General features: G+C 39.1%; 12 protein-coding genes. 7 read left to right on the forward strand and 5 right to left on the reverse strand.

Annotated features, from left to right (window positions below; translation table 11 throughout):
* Window positions 1-20 precede the first annotated feature (20 nt).
* The 4 genes from HQN83_RS15655 to HQN83_RS15670 form a co-directional block, all read right to left on the reverse strand.
* Window positions 21-3,551 (reverse strand): SusC/RagA family TonB-linked outer membrane protein, encoded by a 3,531-nt coding sequence (locus HQN83_RS15655; protein WP_394353508.1) that lies wholly within the window; start codon window positions 3,549-3,551, stop codon window positions 21-23.
* 146 nt (window positions 3,552-3,697) lie between these two features.
* Window positions 3,698-4,894: a FecR family protein gene (locus HQN83_RS15660; protein ID WP_173091264.1), complete on the reverse strand. Its 1,197-nt coding sequence runs from the start codon at window positions 4,892-4,894 to the stop codon at window positions 3,698-3,700.
* Between the two features lie 105 nt (window positions 4,895-4,999).
* Window positions 5,000-5,629, reverse strand: coding sequence for an RNA polymerase sigma factor (locus HQN83_RS15665; RefSeq protein ID WP_173091265.1), 630 nt, complete (start codon window positions 5,627-5,629; stop codon window positions 5,000-5,002).
* 98 nt (window positions 5,630-5,727) lie between these two features.
* Window positions 5,728-6,594: a helix-turn-helix domain-containing protein gene (locus HQN83_RS15670; RefSeq protein ID WP_173091266.1), complete on the reverse strand. Its 867-nt coding sequence runs from the start codon at window positions 6,592-6,594 to the stop codon at window positions 5,728-5,730.
* Window positions 6,595-6,820: 226 nt separating this feature from the next.
* Between HQN83_RS15670 and HQN83_RS15675 the strand changes: the two genes are divergently transcribed.
* Genes HQN83_RS15675 through HQN83_RS15695 form a run of 5 tightly spaced genes read left to right on the forward strand, consistent with a single transcriptional unit; the run spans window position 6,821 to window position 13,339 of the window.
* On the forward strand, window positions 6,821-7,654 hold the full coding sequence (locus tag HQN83_RS15675; protein WP_246254519.1) for a phytanoyl-CoA dioxygenase family protein: 834 nt from the start codon (window positions 6,821-6,823) through the stop codon (window positions 7,652-7,654).
* The gene (locus HQN83_RS15680; protein ID WP_173091267.1) at window positions 7,654-8,769 is read left to right on the forward strand and encodes a Gfo/Idh/MocA family protein; all 1,116 of its coding nucleotides are present in this window, start codon (window positions 7,654-7,656) and stop codon (window positions 8,767-8,769) included. Before HQN83_RS15675 ends, HQN83_RS15680 begins: the two co-directional genes overlap by 1 nt.
* Window positions 8,769-9,674: a sugar phosphate isomerase/epimerase family protein gene (locus HQN83_RS15685; RefSeq protein ID WP_173091268.1), complete on the forward strand. Its 906-nt coding sequence runs from the start codon at window positions 8,769-8,771 to the stop codon at window positions 9,672-9,674. The genes HQN83_RS15680 and HQN83_RS15685 overlap by 1 nt, the downstream gene beginning before the upstream one ends.
* 23 nt (window positions 9,675-9,697) lie before the next feature.
* Complete coding sequence (locus HQN83_RS15690) at window positions 9,698-10,567, forward strand: sugar phosphate isomerase/epimerase family protein (protein WP_173091269.1); 870 nt, start codon at window positions 9,698-9,700, stop codon at window positions 10,565-10,567.
* 39 nt (window positions 10,568-10,606) lie between these two features.
* Window positions 10,607-13,339: a PVC-type heme-binding CxxCH protein gene (locus HQN83_RS15695; protein ID WP_173091270.1), complete on the forward strand. Its 2,733-nt coding sequence runs from the start codon at window positions 10,607-10,609 to the stop codon at window positions 13,337-13,339.
* Window positions 13,340-13,379: 40 nt separating this feature from the next.
* Here the strand turns inward: HQN83_RS15695 and HQN83_RS15700 are convergent, their stop codons facing one another.
* Window positions 13,380-14,558, reverse strand: a complete 1,179-nt coding sequence (locus HQN83_RS15700) for a DegT/DnrJ/EryC1/StrS family aminotransferase (protein WP_173091271.1) — start codon at window positions 14,556-14,558, stop codon at window positions 13,380-13,382.
* Window positions 14,559-14,670: 112 nt separating this feature from the next.
* On the opposite strand from HQN83_RS15700, the gene HQN83_RS15705 reads away from it, so the two are divergent.
* Window positions 14,671-15,018: a hypothetical protein gene (locus HQN83_RS15705; protein ID WP_173091272.1), complete on the forward strand. Its 348-nt coding sequence runs from the start codon at window positions 14,671-14,673 to the stop codon at window positions 15,016-15,018.
* 27 nt (window positions 15,019-15,045) lie between these two features.
* Complete coding sequence (locus HQN83_RS15710; protein ID WP_173091273.1) at window positions 15,046-16,065, forward strand: hypothetical protein; 1,020 nt, start codon at window positions 15,046-15,048, stop codon at window positions 16,063-16,065.
* The last annotated feature ends 18 nt before the right edge of the window (window positions 16,066-16,083 follow it).

Here is a 16,083-nt window from a genome sequence, read left to right on the forward strand (position 1 = left end):
GATCTTTAGTATTAAGGCAATTAAAATCCAAAATTGATACCTAAAATAATTGTACGCGCTGTAGGATAAGTCCCTTGGTCAACACCAGGAGTAGTGGGATCACTTCCCATGATGTTAGCCTCCGGGTTATAGCCGGTGTATTTAGTAATCAGAAAAGGATTTTGAGCTGTCACATAAATTCTTGCTGATTTTACAAAAAGCTTATTCAACAGGTTATCGCTTAAACGGTAACCTAGTGTAATGTTTCTTACCCTTAAGTAAGATCCGTTTTCTACACTTAAACTCGATAACGCAGGGCCCGGAAGTGAGGCCGTAGAAATAGGGCTAGGGTATAAAACATCTCTGGTTGGGTAAGCGGGGTCAAAGTAATTGTTAAAATACTTGCTTAATGAATTTTGGTTATGGTTACCTGTTAAGGTTTGCCTGTTGTTACCATTAATGATATTAACGCCTTGTACGCCTTGTACCAATATGCTCAGGTCAAAGTTTTGGTATTGTAAAGTATTGGTTAAACCATAAGTGAAATCGGGTAGACCATGACCTAAAGCAGTCACGTCATTGACATCTATTTTATTGTCGCCGTTTTGGTCTTTGATCATTAAATCACCAATTTTGTTTCCTGATACAACTTTGGGGTTGTTGGCCAGATCGTCGGCATTTCTAAACACACCTGCAATTTGATAGCCATACATAATACCCAAAGGCTGACCTACTTGTACCTGATAAACATTGTTCCATCCGTTAATAGCCTGAACTGCAGGTAATGCTTTTGGACCACCTAAATCCAGTACTTTAGTTTTATAGGTAGAGAAGTTGGCATTCGTGTTCCAGGTAACCTCGCCAATTTTAAAATTGGTACTGGCCGTAAATTCAAAGCCCTTGTTTTGCAATTTACCTAAGTTTGCCTGATAGGATGTGCCCACGTTAGGCTGGCTGGATGTGGCATAACCAACAACAAGTGGCAGTGCTTTATTCAATAACATTCCGTTTGAATTACGGATAAAGTAGTCGAAGGTAAGTGCAATTTTGTTTTGCATAAAACCAATGTCGGCACCAATACTCGTCTGGTCATTCTTTTCCCAGGTCAGATCGGGGTTTGCAAAGCCTGTTTGTTGCGTGCCAAATACACGATTGTTTCCAGAGGCATAGTTTCTATTTAAGGCAATGGCATTTACATAGGTAAAACTACCAATGTTGGCATTACCCGTGCGGCCGTAACCACCTCTTAGTTTCAATTCATTAATACTGAGTTTGGCGAGATTCTCTTTAAGGAAAGCTTCCTCTGCTAAACGCCAACCCATAGAAAATGAAGGGAATATGGCATATCTGTTGTTAGGGCCAAAACGGGATGAGGCATCCTGTCGAACTGCTGCTGTGAATAGGTATTTACGGTTGTAATCATAAGTGAACCTACCTGCATACGACAGGAACGTATTGGCATCAAACGCTTCTGTACCAACGGTATTTGGTGAGGCTAATGGGCTTTGTACGGTGGTTGTAACAAAGGTACCAGGTAAGCCTGCAGTATAATTGATTTGTGACTCATATTTCTGGGCAGAAAATAGACCCAAAACATTAAAGTGGTGCTTTCCTACTTGTTTATCATAGGTAACTGTATTTTCCCAAACCCAGTCAAAACTATTACGCACATTGTCTGAGGCGAAAATACCAGCCAACTGAGGATTTGAAGCAGCAGCAGTAGGTGCTGAGCTATAAGCCATAGTGCCGGGTATGTAACCGTGCACCTGCTCATTCTCCAGGGTAGCGCCTATATAACTCTTTATTTTTAACGCTGGTATTGGATTGTACTCCAAAAAAGCACTACTTAAAGTACGGAATGCTCTGGAGCGGTTAATTGATTGGCTTAGAATGCTTACAGGGTTGTAAAAGTTACTGGCAGAAAAAACTGCAGTCGGTGATAGATTATAACCCAGTTCACGATCGTAAGGTTGAGCAAAATCGCCATTAGCGCGGTAAACAGGTACTATCGGTTGAAATGTTAAAGCTTGGTTAAGAGGACTTGGTAAATTTAAACTAGCCACTAAGCCCGGTACCCCCATGATAAAATCACTAGGATTGGCACCTGCACCGCTAGCCTGTCCCGATGAGGGCTGTCTGAATTGCTCAGCGTAAGATGGAGAAATTGAAAATCCAAATTTCACATTTTTAACAATGTCTGCATCCAGATTTACTCGGGTAGTGTAGCGGCTGTAATCAGTACCAACTAGTACACCTTTTTGCTTAAAAATACCAGCTGAAACGTTGTAACGCACTTTTTCGCTACCACCAGAAGCATTCAGTTCCAAATTTCTGATTGGTGCAGATCTGAATATTTCCTTTTGCCAGTCGACATCTGGAAGGCCAGAGATGTCACCATCTAAAATACTAGGATATTGCAAGCCTTTAATACGGCTTAGGTCTTTAACTTGCTGTACATACTGATCCTTACTTAAAACATCAATATATCTATCTACGGTTTGTATGCCGGAATAGGCGCTTACACCAAACGTAGTTTTACCGGCTTTGCCTCTTTTGGTAGTAACCAGTACCACACCATTTGCAGCACGAGAGCCATATATAGCTGCCGATGCCGCATCTTTTAATACTTCAATAGATTCAATGTCACTTGGATTGATTAGGGTGAAATTAGCCGGATTTTGCAAAGGATATCCATCTACTACATATAAAGGATCATTGGATGAACTTAAAGAGCTCACCCCACGTATCCGTACAGTAGGGGCAGCACCTGGTTTTGCACCTTGATCTGATTGAATTTGCACACCTGCAGCTAAACCAGCTAAAGCTTCACCTGCGGTACTTACCGGTTGGTTCGCGATGCTTTGGCCATCAACCCTGGTAATAGATGCTGTAACTGTAGCCCTTGACTGTTTACCATACCCCACAACAACTAAATCACTTAAGGTTTGACTTTGCTCTATAAGTGTAATGGTAAAGGTTGTATTGTTTCCTACCTCAACCTCTTGATTTACATAGCCTACAAAACTAAAAACAAGGACACTTTTTGCATCAGGAACTCTGAGCGCAAATGCGCCGTTTGTATCCGTCATGGCCCCAACAGCAGTACCCTTTACTTTGATACTTACACCAGGAATAGGCTGACCATGATTGTCTATTACCTTTCCTGTTACATTAATTACCTGTAATGAAGGGATTACAGCTAGTTGTTTCTTTTGTTTGATTAGTATAGTGTTGTCAGTCCCGAAAATAATATCGACAGTTTGTTTGTTAAAACACTGATCCAGTGCCTTTTTAAGCGCTACATTGGACACATTGATGGTGATGGTATTTGTTGGTTTTATGATGTTTGCATCACAGATAAAGTTATAGCCGGTTTGTTTGGTAATCTGACTAAGCACTTCTTTAACAGTGGCATTTTTTACATTAATGCTCACTTGCTGTCCATAGCTCGATGCATGAACTTGCAAAAGGTTTAGTGTTAAAATCAGAATAATTAGTTTCATTGTTAAAATGAATTTATGCGCAGCACAAGGCAGTTCGCCGCATTTAAGTGCAGTAAAAATTTTATACATTTGGTTAGGTTGAAAATTGTTAGCGTATTAATATTTTTTTGATCCAGACAAGCTTTGATAAGCCGGTCGACTCCGGGGGTGCTTCCAACACTCCCGGTTTTTTAGATCATCTCGTTTTTTTGCTCTTTAAAGAGCCTACCCGGTTATTACAAACGGGTAACGGTAATCCTCCTTCCTTCAATTGATATATTTACATTTTCCATTAATTCTATATTTTTAAGTAAGCTGGCCAGACTTTTTGTACGGGAGTAATTCCCAAGGAAGTTCACATTTTCCATGTTCCCTTTAAATACAACTTCTACATCGTACCATCTTGAGATTTTTTTCATCACAGTGGTAATATTCTCGTTGTTAAAAATAAATAAACCATTTTTCCATGCCATTGCCTCATCTATATCTGCTGGTTTTATATCCAGATCAGTGCCCATACTATTAATGGCTACTTGTCCGGGTTTGAGTATGGCTTGTTTGTTTTTGTATAGGATTTTTACGGAGCCTTCTAATAATGTAGTATTGATAACGCGTTCGTCGGTGTACGCTTCTACATTAAAATGAGTTCCCAATACCTGGATTTCCTGTTTATTATTCACATTAATGATAAATGGCATTTTAGGATTTTTAGCCACTTCGAAATAAGCCTCTCCACTGAGGGTAACTTTTCTGTCTGTACCTGCAAATTTTGTTGGATAAGTTAGCGAAGAGGCAGAGTTTAAGTAAACCAGCGTGCCATCTGGAAGGGTTAACTGGTATTGCCCGCCTTTGGGTATGGTTAATGTATTTAACTGATCGGCTGAAGATGTACTTTTTTGACCGGAATGCGCCGAGCTATATGCAATCTGTCCATCATTTAATTTACTGATTACGACCCCGCCTTGATTGGCTATTCTTCCACTTTGAGTATCATCCAGAATTACTTCATTGCCGTTTGAAAGTGTCAATACAGCCTTGTTTTTCCCAGGCAAAAAGTCTTGAACTTTAGGTTTTGTTGTATTGATTACAGTTTTTTGCTGTGATTGTGGTGTGTAACTACGGTAAATGATCAATCCAATACTCATGCACAATAAAATGCTTGCTGCGATGCGTATGGCCCATAACTTATAGGTTCTTTTTTGTTGAGGTTTACTTTTGATAATGGAATTATAGATCAGATCGGCTTGTTCTTGGGAAATGTCTTTAGCGTTAAGTGTATCTAAATCATCCCATGTTGTATCAAGTAATCCTGAAATAGCATCTTCATTGGCCAAGTTTTTTAACAGCGCTTCCAATTCCTGCAATTCTTCAGCAGAACTACGGTTTGATATATACTGTCGATATAAATAGGTCAGTCGTAACTCGTTCATCATTTATAATTGGTTTAAGAAACTAGACTGGGTTATCAGTACCTGCCCCTTTATTACATAGACCCTTGAGAAAAAGGTTCGGGGGAGGGGAATGAAAAATAATTTTAATTATTTTCTTTCGCTAATGATTTGTAAGAAAATTATCAGCATCGATAGATCGTTGTGTTTACCTACATGGGTTCTCAAAAATTTAAGAGCCTGTTTCATGTGGCTTTTTACTGTTTCGGTAGAAATGGACAATCGTTGTGCTACATCAGCATATTTTAAACCTTCTTCCCGGCAAAGGGTATAAACAAGTTTCTGTTGTGGAGATAAGAGATTAATACCCTGATTCAGAATTTCTGCTGTGTCTTTTAAGAGAATTGCGTCTTCTGTTTCATTATGGACTTCTTCCCAATCGTGTCCCCACTCATCATTTACTCTTATTTCGAGCTTAATTCTTCGTAGTACCTTAAATGTGGTGTTTTTAGTAACTGTTCTTAGAAAGAATTGTAGGTTCTCGATTTCGGTAATATTTTTATGTTGCCAAATTTTCATAAAAACATCATGCAGAATTTCTTCAGCATAATCCTCGGATTTTACAATTCTTAGCGCATAAGTATATACCTTTTTTCTATGTCGGTCAAACAAAATCCGGAATGCTTGTTCATCACCTAAGGAAATTTTTGTCAACAGCAATTTTTCAGCACTAGCTGAAGCTTGTTCAACGGCCTTAAATTTAGAGGCATTCGGGATCATAAAGGTTAAAAATCTACTTGTAAATATAACGGAATATTTCCTGAGTTTAATTGACCCTATGCGGTTTCCTATAAATCCATAAAATAACAAACCTTAACTCATCGGGATACGCTTTGCCTATATTGCAAGGGTGATCGTTCTTTTAGTCGTTTAAACTGACGATTAAAATTGGACATGTTATTAAAGCCACTTTTGTAGCAGATCTGAGCTATACTTTCCCTGTCTTCGAGAAGCAATCTGCAGGCATGACCTACTCTTATCTCATTTACAAAATTAGAGAAGGCCTTTCTGGTAGAGGACTTAAAGAGCCGACAAAAAGATGGGATGGACATATTTGCAATCTCAGCTACTTCGGACAATGAAATATCTTTTTGAAAATTTTTCATGATATACTCGTGTACTTTTGTGATCCTGTCATCATCCGAAACCAGATGCTGTTGAACAAACCCGGGATTGCTAAGGAGCTCAATTTCATCCGAATTGGAAAGTATTTCAAGGATAGAAAGTAATTGCAGTATTTTTTTATGCCCGGTCACAGTATGCATTTGAAGCATGATGTCTGAAATCTGCTGACGGGTATTTCCTGTAATCTTTATTCCATATTTAGCTTTATTAAACAGTTGCACTACTTGAATCATCTCAGGAAGATTAAAAAAGTCTTTCCCCAGAAAGTCCTCTTTGAAATGAATAACTATAGCTTCAGCCTTAAGCGAAGAATCGTCTCGATAATATATAGCATCATTTTGATATGAATGTGGCAGGTTTGGACCTAAAAATACCAAATCCCCATCTGTGAAATGTTCATTATGATCGCCAACCGTCCTCATTCCCGAACTTTTTACTACAAGCACCAGTTCATATTCAGGATGGTAATGCCATGGTGTAGGATAATAGGGGTATATATCTTTCTGTAGAACAAAAGAATTCTTTGGCTCTAGAATTAACTTTTCATGCAATGGTTTCATAAGAGTAACACTCAGACGACTTGTAAAATGGATATTTGGTTAAGGCTAAAGCTACGAATATATTTTATTTAGTTTGCCATAGGCAGATCAGACCGGGGAAAAGTGACAAGCTGATTCGAAAGCGCCGGGTAGGTATGCGCAAGAAAATTGCAACAACTGATCAGAAAGTATCAGAATCAAGGATGGTGTATCTTTATATTCGTTTAAATTATAATTTAAACCCTGAATGATGGCCGGTGAAATTTTAACGCAGCAACAACGGGAACAGTATCTGAATGACGGATACCTGATTATACCGGATTTTCTTAGTACAAAAGGTGTAGAATTACTTTACAGTATTGCAACCGAAGATCAGGTGATGCGCTCCAATGCAATGGACTTTAACGATCAATCGAACAAAAGCACCAAACTGACCTTATGGTTTACACCTGGTGATGATGTTTATGGTTTGCTAATCAGAAGTGAAAGAATTATAAATGCAGTACAAACTTTGCTAGGTGAAGGCGAAGTATGCCATTTTCATTCTAAATTGATGCAGAAGGAACCTAAGGTTGGGGGTGCATGGGAATGGCATCAGGATTATGGATATTGGTATAAGAACGGATTTTTATATCCTGATGCCATGATTAGCGTTATGCTTGCGCTCACCGAAGCCAACAGTCAAAATGGATGTTTACAGGTTTTAAAAGGTTCGCACAAAATGGGACGTCTGGAACATTCTTTTGCAGGCGAACAACAAGGTGCTGATATGAATTTTGTAGAACAGGCACTTGAACGGTTTGAAAGGGTAGAAGTGGTACTAAAGCCTGGAGATGTCTTGTTTTTTCATAGTAATCTGTTGCACATGTCTGAAGCAAATTTATCAGAAAAGCCGCGCTGGTCACTTATTTCCGCGTATAATTTAAGTTATAATGTACCTTTCAGGGAAAAAAATACATCCTGCATCACTCCGGTAAAGGTTGTAGCAGATGGTGCATTTTTGGCATCAGGTACAACCGGATTATCAGCCGATACAGACTTCCTTAAAAAAGAGAACGAAATCACTTTAAAAGAAAATTAATGATCCATTCTGCATCAGATGTTGTTTTAAATTACCTGCCACAATTGCCAAAAAACAAACATTTTGGAATTGGATGTATCGGTGCTGGTTTTATTATGGCCGATTGTCAGCTGGTCGCTTATAGGCAGGCAGGATTTAACCCAGTTGCTATTTCATCCCGCTCTCCGGAAAACACACGCAAAGTCGCAGCACGTCACGATATCAGTAAAATTTACGATTCTTATATTGACCTGCTTAAAGATCCTGAAGTGGAGGTTTTAGACATTGCTGTGCCACCTGATATTCAGTTGGAAGTGATTCGTAATGCAGTAAAATATGCTGACCACATCAAAGGAATTTTAATTCAAAAGCCTATGGGGACAAGTTATGCCGAGGCGAAGGAAATCGTATCACTTTGTGAGGAAGCAGGAATTAAACTTGGTGTGAACCAAAATATGCGTTACGATCAGTCCATCAGGGCATGTAAGTCGGCTTTGGATCAAGGCTTTTTAGGTCTTCCGGTATTTGCTTCCATTGATATGCGGGCTATACCACACTGGGCACCGTGGCAGGAAGCTTTGGGCTTTGTTACCTTACGTACCATGAGCATTCATCATCTGGATACATTCAGATATCTGTTTGGTGATCCGGAAAGAGTTTTTACCAGTGTATGTAAAGACCCGAGGACAAGCAAAAAGTTTGATCATGAAGATGGAATAGCGCTTTACATCTTAGAGTATGAAAATGGATTCAGGGCATCTTCGTGGGACGATGTCTGGACAGGTCCTTCAAGAGAGGGAGCAATGCAGGACAACTATATCAACTGGCGTGTTGAAGGTACGGAAGGAACGGCAAAGGGGTCGATAGGCTGGCCATTTTACCCTGACCGTGTGCCAAGTACATTAGACCTCACAACAACTCAGTTCCCTGGCCAATGGATACAGCCCAGATGGGATGAAGTATGGTTTCCAGATGCATTTGCAGGTCCAATGGCACAGTTACTTTGTGCAGTAGAAGAAAATTGTGAACCGGAAATCAGTGGAAAGGACAATCTAAAAACAATGGCCTTAGTAGACGCCTGCTATCTTTCTGCAAAAGAACATAGGGCGGTAGAAATAAACGAAATAACTGATTAATGATACAAACTGGCATATTTACAGGGTATTTCCCTTACGCTTTGGAAGAGACTGCCAAACGGATAAAAGCACTCAATTTTAACACCGTTCAGCTCGACCTGAGTTTTAAAGATATGGATTTGGATACTGACAGTATTACTAAGGAAAAGTGTATGCTGATCCGCAATACTTTTGAACGATATCATCTGCCTATCAGCTGCATTTCGGGATATACAAACCTGGTTCATCCAAATTTGGCTAAAAGAAAGAAAAATCTGGATCATTTGAAGCAGATCATCCGTTTTGCAAATGAACTGGGTTCTCCTTATGTGATCAGTGAAACGGGGACCTTTGATCCTGACAGTGATTGGGTACATCATCCTAAAAACAAAACTGAGGAGGGATATGAAGAATGCAGGGCAGTGATAGCTGATCTTGTTGAGCATGCAAGAGCACATGGGGTTACATTTTTGACTGAAACTTATGTGAACAATGTGATTGGCTCTGTTGAGGAAACACTTAGATTATTTGCCGATGTTGATGATTCGCATCTGGGACTGCTGATGGATCCTACCAATTATTTTGAGGATCATAATATTGACCAAATGGATCTTACGTTAAACCAGATCTTCGATGCACTATTTGATAAGATTAAAATTTCTCATGCAAAAGATGTAAAACGTTCTTCAGGAATGAATGGTGTAAAGATGGCCGACATTGATGCAAGTGAAGCGCATGCTTTAAGGGGAGTAGGTTTGATAGATTTACCTGCGCCCGGTTTAGGGTCGTTGAATTATGACTTGTACCTGCGTCGTTTGAGTAATGATCATCCTGACATTCCTTTGATTATAGAACACCTTGATGAAAGTGATGTGCCACGTGCCAAAGCATTTATTGAAGCAAAACTATCGGCAAATGGTTGTTAATGTAAAATAATTCCTAGATAAAAATGAATAGGAGAGAACTTTTAAAGTTGAGCGCAGCGGGATTTAGTATGAGTACGTTTGGCAATCTGGCTGAATTGTTTGCAGCCAGTAAAAACGTGATCAAAATAGGTGCCTGCGATTGGTCTATTGGTAAGGCAAATGATGTTGGGGCAATGGAGTTGGGCAAAAAAATAGGTCTGGATGGCGTACAATTGAGCATGGGGAATACAGACAATCAAATGCATTTACGGCAAAAGGCTGTGCAGCAAAATTACAAGACTGCTGCTGCTAAATTAAATATGCAGTTTTCCGGTCTGGCATTGGGAGAATTGAATGAGGTTCCTTATAAATCTGATCCTCGAGCAGAAGAATGGGTAAGCGACAGCATTGATGTTGCCAAAGATTTGGGAGTTAAAGTTGTACTATTGGCATTTTTTAACAAGGGAGATTTAAAAAATGATGCCGCTGGTCAAAAAGAGGTGATAAACCGGCTTAAAAGAGTCGCTCAAAAAGCAGAACGGGCGGGCATTGTCCTTGGTATAGAATCATGGTTAAGCGCTGAAGAGCACATGAGGATTATTGATGCTGTCGGTTCTAAAAGTATAAAGGTATATTATGATGTGTGTAATTCTGAACAAATGGGATATGATATCTACAAAGAGATACGCTGGCTAGGTAATCAGGGTCAGATCTGTGAATTCCACATGAAGGAGAATGGGTTTTTGCTAGGGACCGGAAAGGTTGACTTTAAAAAGGTCCGCTCGGCTATTGAAGACATTGACTATAATGGATGGATCCAGATTGAAGGTGCTGTTCCGGCTAATCAGCCCATTTTTGAAAGCTATGTAAAGAACCTTGATTATTTACATTCCATTTTTCCTGAAACAAAATAAAACGAGACCACTATCAGGTCGAATAAGAAATAAACTATTATGATAAAATATCTGTTACTGATTTTGATTGCCATCTCATTTCTATTTTTCAAGTTAGAACGTGATGATCATTCGGATATTCCCGGCCTGGATTCGACTAATCTTCATGCAGGTCTATACCTTCCTAAAGGCTTTACGGCTACAGTTTGGGCTGAATCACCACAATTCTATAACCCAACAAATATGGATGTAGATGCCAAAGGACGCGTTTGGGTAACTGAGGCGGTAAATTATCGTAATTACAACAACGATTCTACTAAGTTCATTCATCATGCTAAAGGGGATAGGGTAATGATACTTGAGGATACCGATGGTGATGGGAAGAGTGACCGATCTAAAGTTTTTGTTGAGGATAAGGATTTAGTGTCGCCATTAGGAATTGCCGTAATAGGTAATAAAGTAATCGTTTCATGCGCACCTTCAATTATTGTTTATACGGATAATGATGGGGATGACAAACCAGATTCAAAGGAGATATTTCTTACCGGGTTTGGCGGAAAAGACCATGACCATAGTCTTCATTCTCTGGTAGCCGGTCCTGATGGAAAATGGTATTTTAACGTCGGGAATGCTGGTCCACATGAGGTAAAAGACAAAGCGGGATGGAACCTTCGTTCTGGAAGCCTTTATACTGGAGGAAGCCCTTATAACAAAGAAAATACAGGTGGACAAAAAAGTGATGATGGCAAAATCTGGGTAGGAGGATTGGCTATGCGTATCGGGCAAGATGGAAAAGGACTTGAGGTTATGGCCCATAACTTTAGAAATGCTTATGAGCTGGCCCTCGATTCTTATGGCAATATGTGGCAAAGTGACAACGATGATCAGGTAGTTACCTGTCGCACTAGTTATGTAATGGAGGGTGGTAATGCCGGTTATTTTAGCGCAGATGGCAATCGGTACTGGCAGGCAGACCAACGTCCGGGACAATCAACTTTTACAGCACATTGGCATCAGGAAGATCCGGGAGTAATGCCTGCTGGTGACAATACAGGAGCCGGATCACCAACTGGAATGGTAGTTTACGAGGGAGACGCCTTTGGTAACCAATACCGGGGTATGCTTTTAAGTTGTGAAGCTGGTAAAAACGTAATTTATGGATACAAGCCTAAGCCTAAAGGGGCAGGTTTTGAACTCAAAAGGAAGAATTTCATTTCTACACTAAAAACAGTGGATGATAATTATAAATGGGATGAAAAAGTAACCAGTGAAAGTAAATGGTTCCGTCCTAGTGATATCTCAGTTGGTACAGATGGCGCGCTGTATATCGCAGACTGGTATGACCCGGTTGTAGGCGGACATAAGATGGATGACCCAAAAGGTTTTGGCAGAATTTATAGAATTACTCCAACCGGAAAAAACCTTAAGCTTCCTCATATCGATTTAAACTCGGTAAATGGTCAAATTCAAGCTTTATTAAATCCCGCCATTAATGTTAGAAATGCTGGCTTTGTGGCATTAAAAGCTCAGGGCACTCAGGTGATTGATCAGGTAAGAGAGGTTCTGAAATCAACTAATGCATTTCACCGAGCCCGTGCAGTATGGCTGATGGCACAGTTAGGTGAAAGTGGTAAAGCTGAAGTAAAGCAGTTATTAAATGATAAGGATGCAGCTATTCGTTTGACTGCATTCCGGGCCTTAAAGCAAGATAAAGCCACATTACCAGCCTTATTAAAGATTGCAGTAAACGATACTTCTGCAGCTGTAAGACGTGAAGTAGCTATTGCTTTAAGGGATTTACCTGCAGCTGAATCGACAAAGTTAATTGTAAGTCTTGCTACCCGATCTGATGGAAATGACCCTTGGTATTTAAATGCTTTGGGGATTGCTGCTACGGGAAAAGAAGACCTGGTGTATACCGCAATAAAAAAAGCCATTGGGAATGATGATCCCTTACAATGGAGTAATAAATTCGCTAAAATCGCCTGGAGGATCCATCCGGCTACGGCTATCAAAGACCTGACTGCAAGGGCAGGGAGTCTGAAAATAAGTAAGGAAGAACGTAAGAGGGCAATAACTGCGCTGGCCTTTATCAATACAACAGAAAGCGTAGAATCTATGCTGGAACTTCAGAAGAGCACACTTGCAGATGTAAAAGAAAATGCAGGATACTGGATCAATTTCCGGAAGAGCAATGACTGGTTTTCGTTATACGATTGGTCGAAAATTTCTGAAAAGAAGGATACTGACTCAAAAACCAATAAGGAACTGGAGAAGCTGCAGGCTAATCTTGAAAAAACAAGATCTTCGCCTAAGGATCATGAAAGTATGACCTTTTCTATACCAGAGATCAATAAAATTGCCGGGAATATTAAAAAAGGTAACGTTATTTTCAATACCAAATGTGCAATTTGCCATAAGGTGGGTGATTTCGGAAAAACCATTGGCCCCGACTTGACTAACATTAATAAGAAATATGATAAGGGTAGTTTACTGGATGCCATCATTAATCCAAGTGCTGCTATAGTTTTTGGTTACGAACCATGGGTAGTTACAATGAAAGATGAAACTGTTGTTTCTGGATTTATGTTATCTCAAGGAAATACCTTGGTGATTAAAGACCTGGCAGGGAAACAGCACGTTTTAGATGTTCAAAAAGTGAAGGAAAAGAAACAGTTGACCACCAGCATTATGCCAGATCCACGAGGACTAGCGCTTTCCAAAAATGACCTGGCAGACATTAGTGCCTACATTTTCAGCTTGGGGAAATCTTCAAAGATAAAAAAGCGATAAATGAATTTTTTCAGCTGACCACTTTTTAGACATTCGGAAATTAATTTGCAGTCAATTCGTAACTGATCAATAGTTGAACTAGCTTATTTCTGTCTTTCTTGCGCATAGCAGGGTAGGCTGGCAAATAAACAATATTCTCCAGCAACAAATCTTCAGGATTCGGGATAGTCGATGGCGCGCTCAGCTTTATTAAACTGGATGCTTTTTGTGATGCATCAAAACCATTACTGCGTAGGAAACTGATAAGTTTCTGAGGGTCTCCGGTTTCAATAGGCAAAACCCAATAGGTATGTTTTGTATTGAGCATCCCAATTTTGGAATTGTCAGGAAGATGTGGTAAAATATCATTCGCTAATTGCTTTCTGGCAACAATGCTATTCATGCCAAAGTTACTCAGTTTTTTACGGAGTAGTTTATTGTTTGGCAAGCAAGGGCGATAACGAATTTGTTTAAAAATATCATCACCTGGAAAACCCCTGGTAAAGCTAGCCAGCACTTCATCAAAATCTTTCCCAGCGGCTTTTACAAGATGATAAAAAGCGGTATACACCGTTTTAGTATTAATCAGCTTTATCAATAAAACCTTAAACAGTTTATTTAAAAAGCTTGAAACATCTTGCTTTTTATACTGCTCACTTCTATTTAAAACATCTTCATATAAAGCAGGGTTTTTTATGTTAATTACGGCTCCACGTATGGCAGTGTTAGTTTTAATGAGGCCAAAGCTAAACATTGCTACATCTGATGTAGGATTACCTTCATAGGCACTTCCTGCATAAGCCTGGGCACAGTCCTCAAACACAATTAGGTTGTGCTTTCTGGCAATAGCATTTATTTCATCAGTTTCGATAATTCCACCAAAAAGATGGGTAATCAATATGGCTTTGGTTGCTGGTGTTATTGCTGATTCCAGGTTGGCTGGCGATACGTTTAATGTTTGCTTATTTACCGGTAAAGGAATCGGGATTAAATTATGAGCGGTGATGATCCTAAACATATCCGGAATATTGATGTCCGTTACTAGAATTTCAGAGCCATCAGGGAAATTTAAAGCACTTAAAACCAAGTCGAAACCTGTGCGTAAAGAAAGACAGAACAGCTTACTTGTATTTTGCTCAGCGATGTCTACTTTTTGAGGTTTAAAATAATCAGTAAAACAATAATAAATGCCGGTAAATAAATCTTTATTGCTGATGTATAGTTTGCCTCTGGGGATCATGCCTGCAAGATATGGATAAAGTTATATTAATAGTTTTCAACGCCGGTTGGTGGTAAGAAAAGAAAACCATTTGTAATGGTTCTTGTTCTACTTGCAACAAATAAGATTTATTATGGAAAACCCGATAGAAATGAACACCCTTAGTCAGATCTTAGAGAAACTAAGGATCAAAGGTTTAGACAACGAAATAAAGATGACGGATCACGGTAAAATGCAAGGTGTAGGGATTAATAAAATTTATAATCCTGATGATCTTACAATAATTAAGACTTATCGCTTTGAAGGAGATTCTGATCCCGCTGACAACTCTATTCTTTATTTACTGGAAGATAAGGATAAGCAGATAGGCTATATTTTGGATGCTTATGGGATGTATAGTTCGCAGGAAAATGCCGGATTTGATGATTTTCTTAAGAAAATACCTACAGCGGATCGTGATATGCAAGAATTATTTAGCTAATTACATCCAAGCAAGACTTCAGGCTTCATGAAGCCTGAAGTCTTATATGGTTTCTTTGAATGGAGAAAAACACTAACTTTCATCATGTTAAAAATTATCTCCCTCATACTTCTTATCAATTTATTAATAGTAGGCAATTGCAAAAGTGAGTCGTTTACTATCGATACTAATTATGAAAATACTGACACCGTAAAAATTATTACTGATAATCTTTTTACAGGTGGTATAAATTTGGTTGGGGTAAGCTCATCTGATCCAAAACCTATTGAAGTGCTTTATCCTTTTGGGAAGGCTAATTTACAACCAGTATGGAAAATGCCGCAATGGGCTAGTAGATTTAACTTACAGGGAGTAAAACCAGAGATGAAAAATGACAGTGTTATCTATAAAAATGAAGGAAAAAAGGTATCCTTTTTATTGAAAAATGGAGAGGCAATTGTTAATATGGAAGTTTATGCTTCAAAAGAATATTTAGCCCCTCGGAAAGAAGGTGAATCATGGCCGCATTTATTGTTAGAACAAAAAACCAATCCCATCAAACTTGTTAACCTAAAAAAGTTAACTTATAGCATTGGTGCCAAGTTAAATTATGTCCTCAATAAAATGGGTGAAGATTACAATCCGGGTTTACACACCTGCCATATCACAGTGTATCTGTTAATCCAAAACACTAATAATCAATCCACAGGCCATGGTGACTATTTTTGGTTTGGTCTTCCTTTATATGACTACCGATATCGGGATCTGGAGGAGTATGGCGCACAAGATCTAGGCAAAGAAGACGCTACCAAAAAATATATTTTGAATGTTGCGTCAAAAACGCTGTTTTCCGGATCTTTACATGATAAACAATGGATTTTCATTAATAAAGACATCTATCCTCAATTGCTGGCAGCTTTCAATCAGGCAAAAGAAAAAGGATACTTAAAAACTTCTTCCATCAGTGACATGAGTATAGAAAGCACAAATTTAGGGTGGGAGGTACCCGGAACATTTGATTGTAGTATACAGTTTAAAGGACTAAAGCTAACTGGTACTACCAAATAATTCTACAATAAAAGCGAA

Source organism: Pedobacter foliorum (assembly GCF_013266735.1).
In the GTDB taxonomy this organism is placed as follows: domain Bacteria; phylum Bacteroidota; class Bacteroidia; order Sphingobacteriales; family Sphingobacteriaceae; genus Pedobacter; species Pedobacter foliorum.

Excerpts from the sequence above, each read along its gene's own strand:
- HQN83_RS15660 (WP_173091264.1), bottom strand. The coding sequence starts at position 4,894 with ATGATGAACGAGTTACGACTGACCTATTTATATCGACAGTATATATCA.
- HQN83_RS15690 (WP_173091269.1), top strand. The coding sequence starts at position 9,698 with ATGAATAGGAGAGAACTTTTAAAGTTGAGCGCAGCGGGATTTAGTATG.
- HQN83_RS15680 (WP_173091267.1), top strand. The coding sequence starts at position 7,654 with ATGATCCATTCTGCATCAGATGTTGTTTTAAATTACCTGCCACAATTG.
- HQN83_RS15705 (WP_173091272.1), top strand. The coding sequence starts at position 14,671 with ATGGAAAACCCGATAGAAATGAACACCCTTAGTCAGATCTTAGAGAAA.
- HQN83_RS15655 (WP_394353508.1), bottom strand. The coding sequence starts at position 3,551 with ATGTATAAAATTTTTACTGCACTTAAATGCGGCGAACTGCCTTGTGCT.
- HQN83_RS15675 (WP_246254519.1), top strand. The coding sequence starts at position 6,821 with ATGATGGCCGGTGAAATTTTAACGCAGCAACAACGGGAACAGTATCTG.
- HQN83_RS15665 (WP_173091265.1), bottom strand. The coding sequence starts at position 5,629 with ATGATCCCGAATGCCTCTAAATTTAAGGCCGTTGAACAAGCTTCAGCT.
- HQN83_RS15700 (WP_173091271.1), bottom strand. The coding sequence starts at position 14,558 with ATGATCCCCAGAGGCAAACTATACATCAGCAATAAAGATTTATTTACC.
- HQN83_RS15685 (WP_173091268.1), top strand. The coding sequence starts at position 8,769 with ATGATACAAACTGGCATATTTACAGGGTATTTCCCTTACGCTTTGGAA.
- HQN83_RS15695 (WP_173091270.1), top strand. The coding sequence starts at position 10,607 with ATGATAAAATATCTGTTACTGATTTTGATTGCCATCTCATTTCTATTT.
- HQN83_RS15670 (WP_173091266.1), bottom strand. The coding sequence starts at position 6,594 with ATGAAACCATTGCATGAAAAGTTAATTCTAGAGCCAAAGAATTCTTTT.
- HQN83_RS15710 (WP_173091273.1), top strand. The coding sequence starts at position 15,046 with ATGAAGCCTGAAGTCTTATATGGTTTCTTTGAATGGAGAAAAACACTA.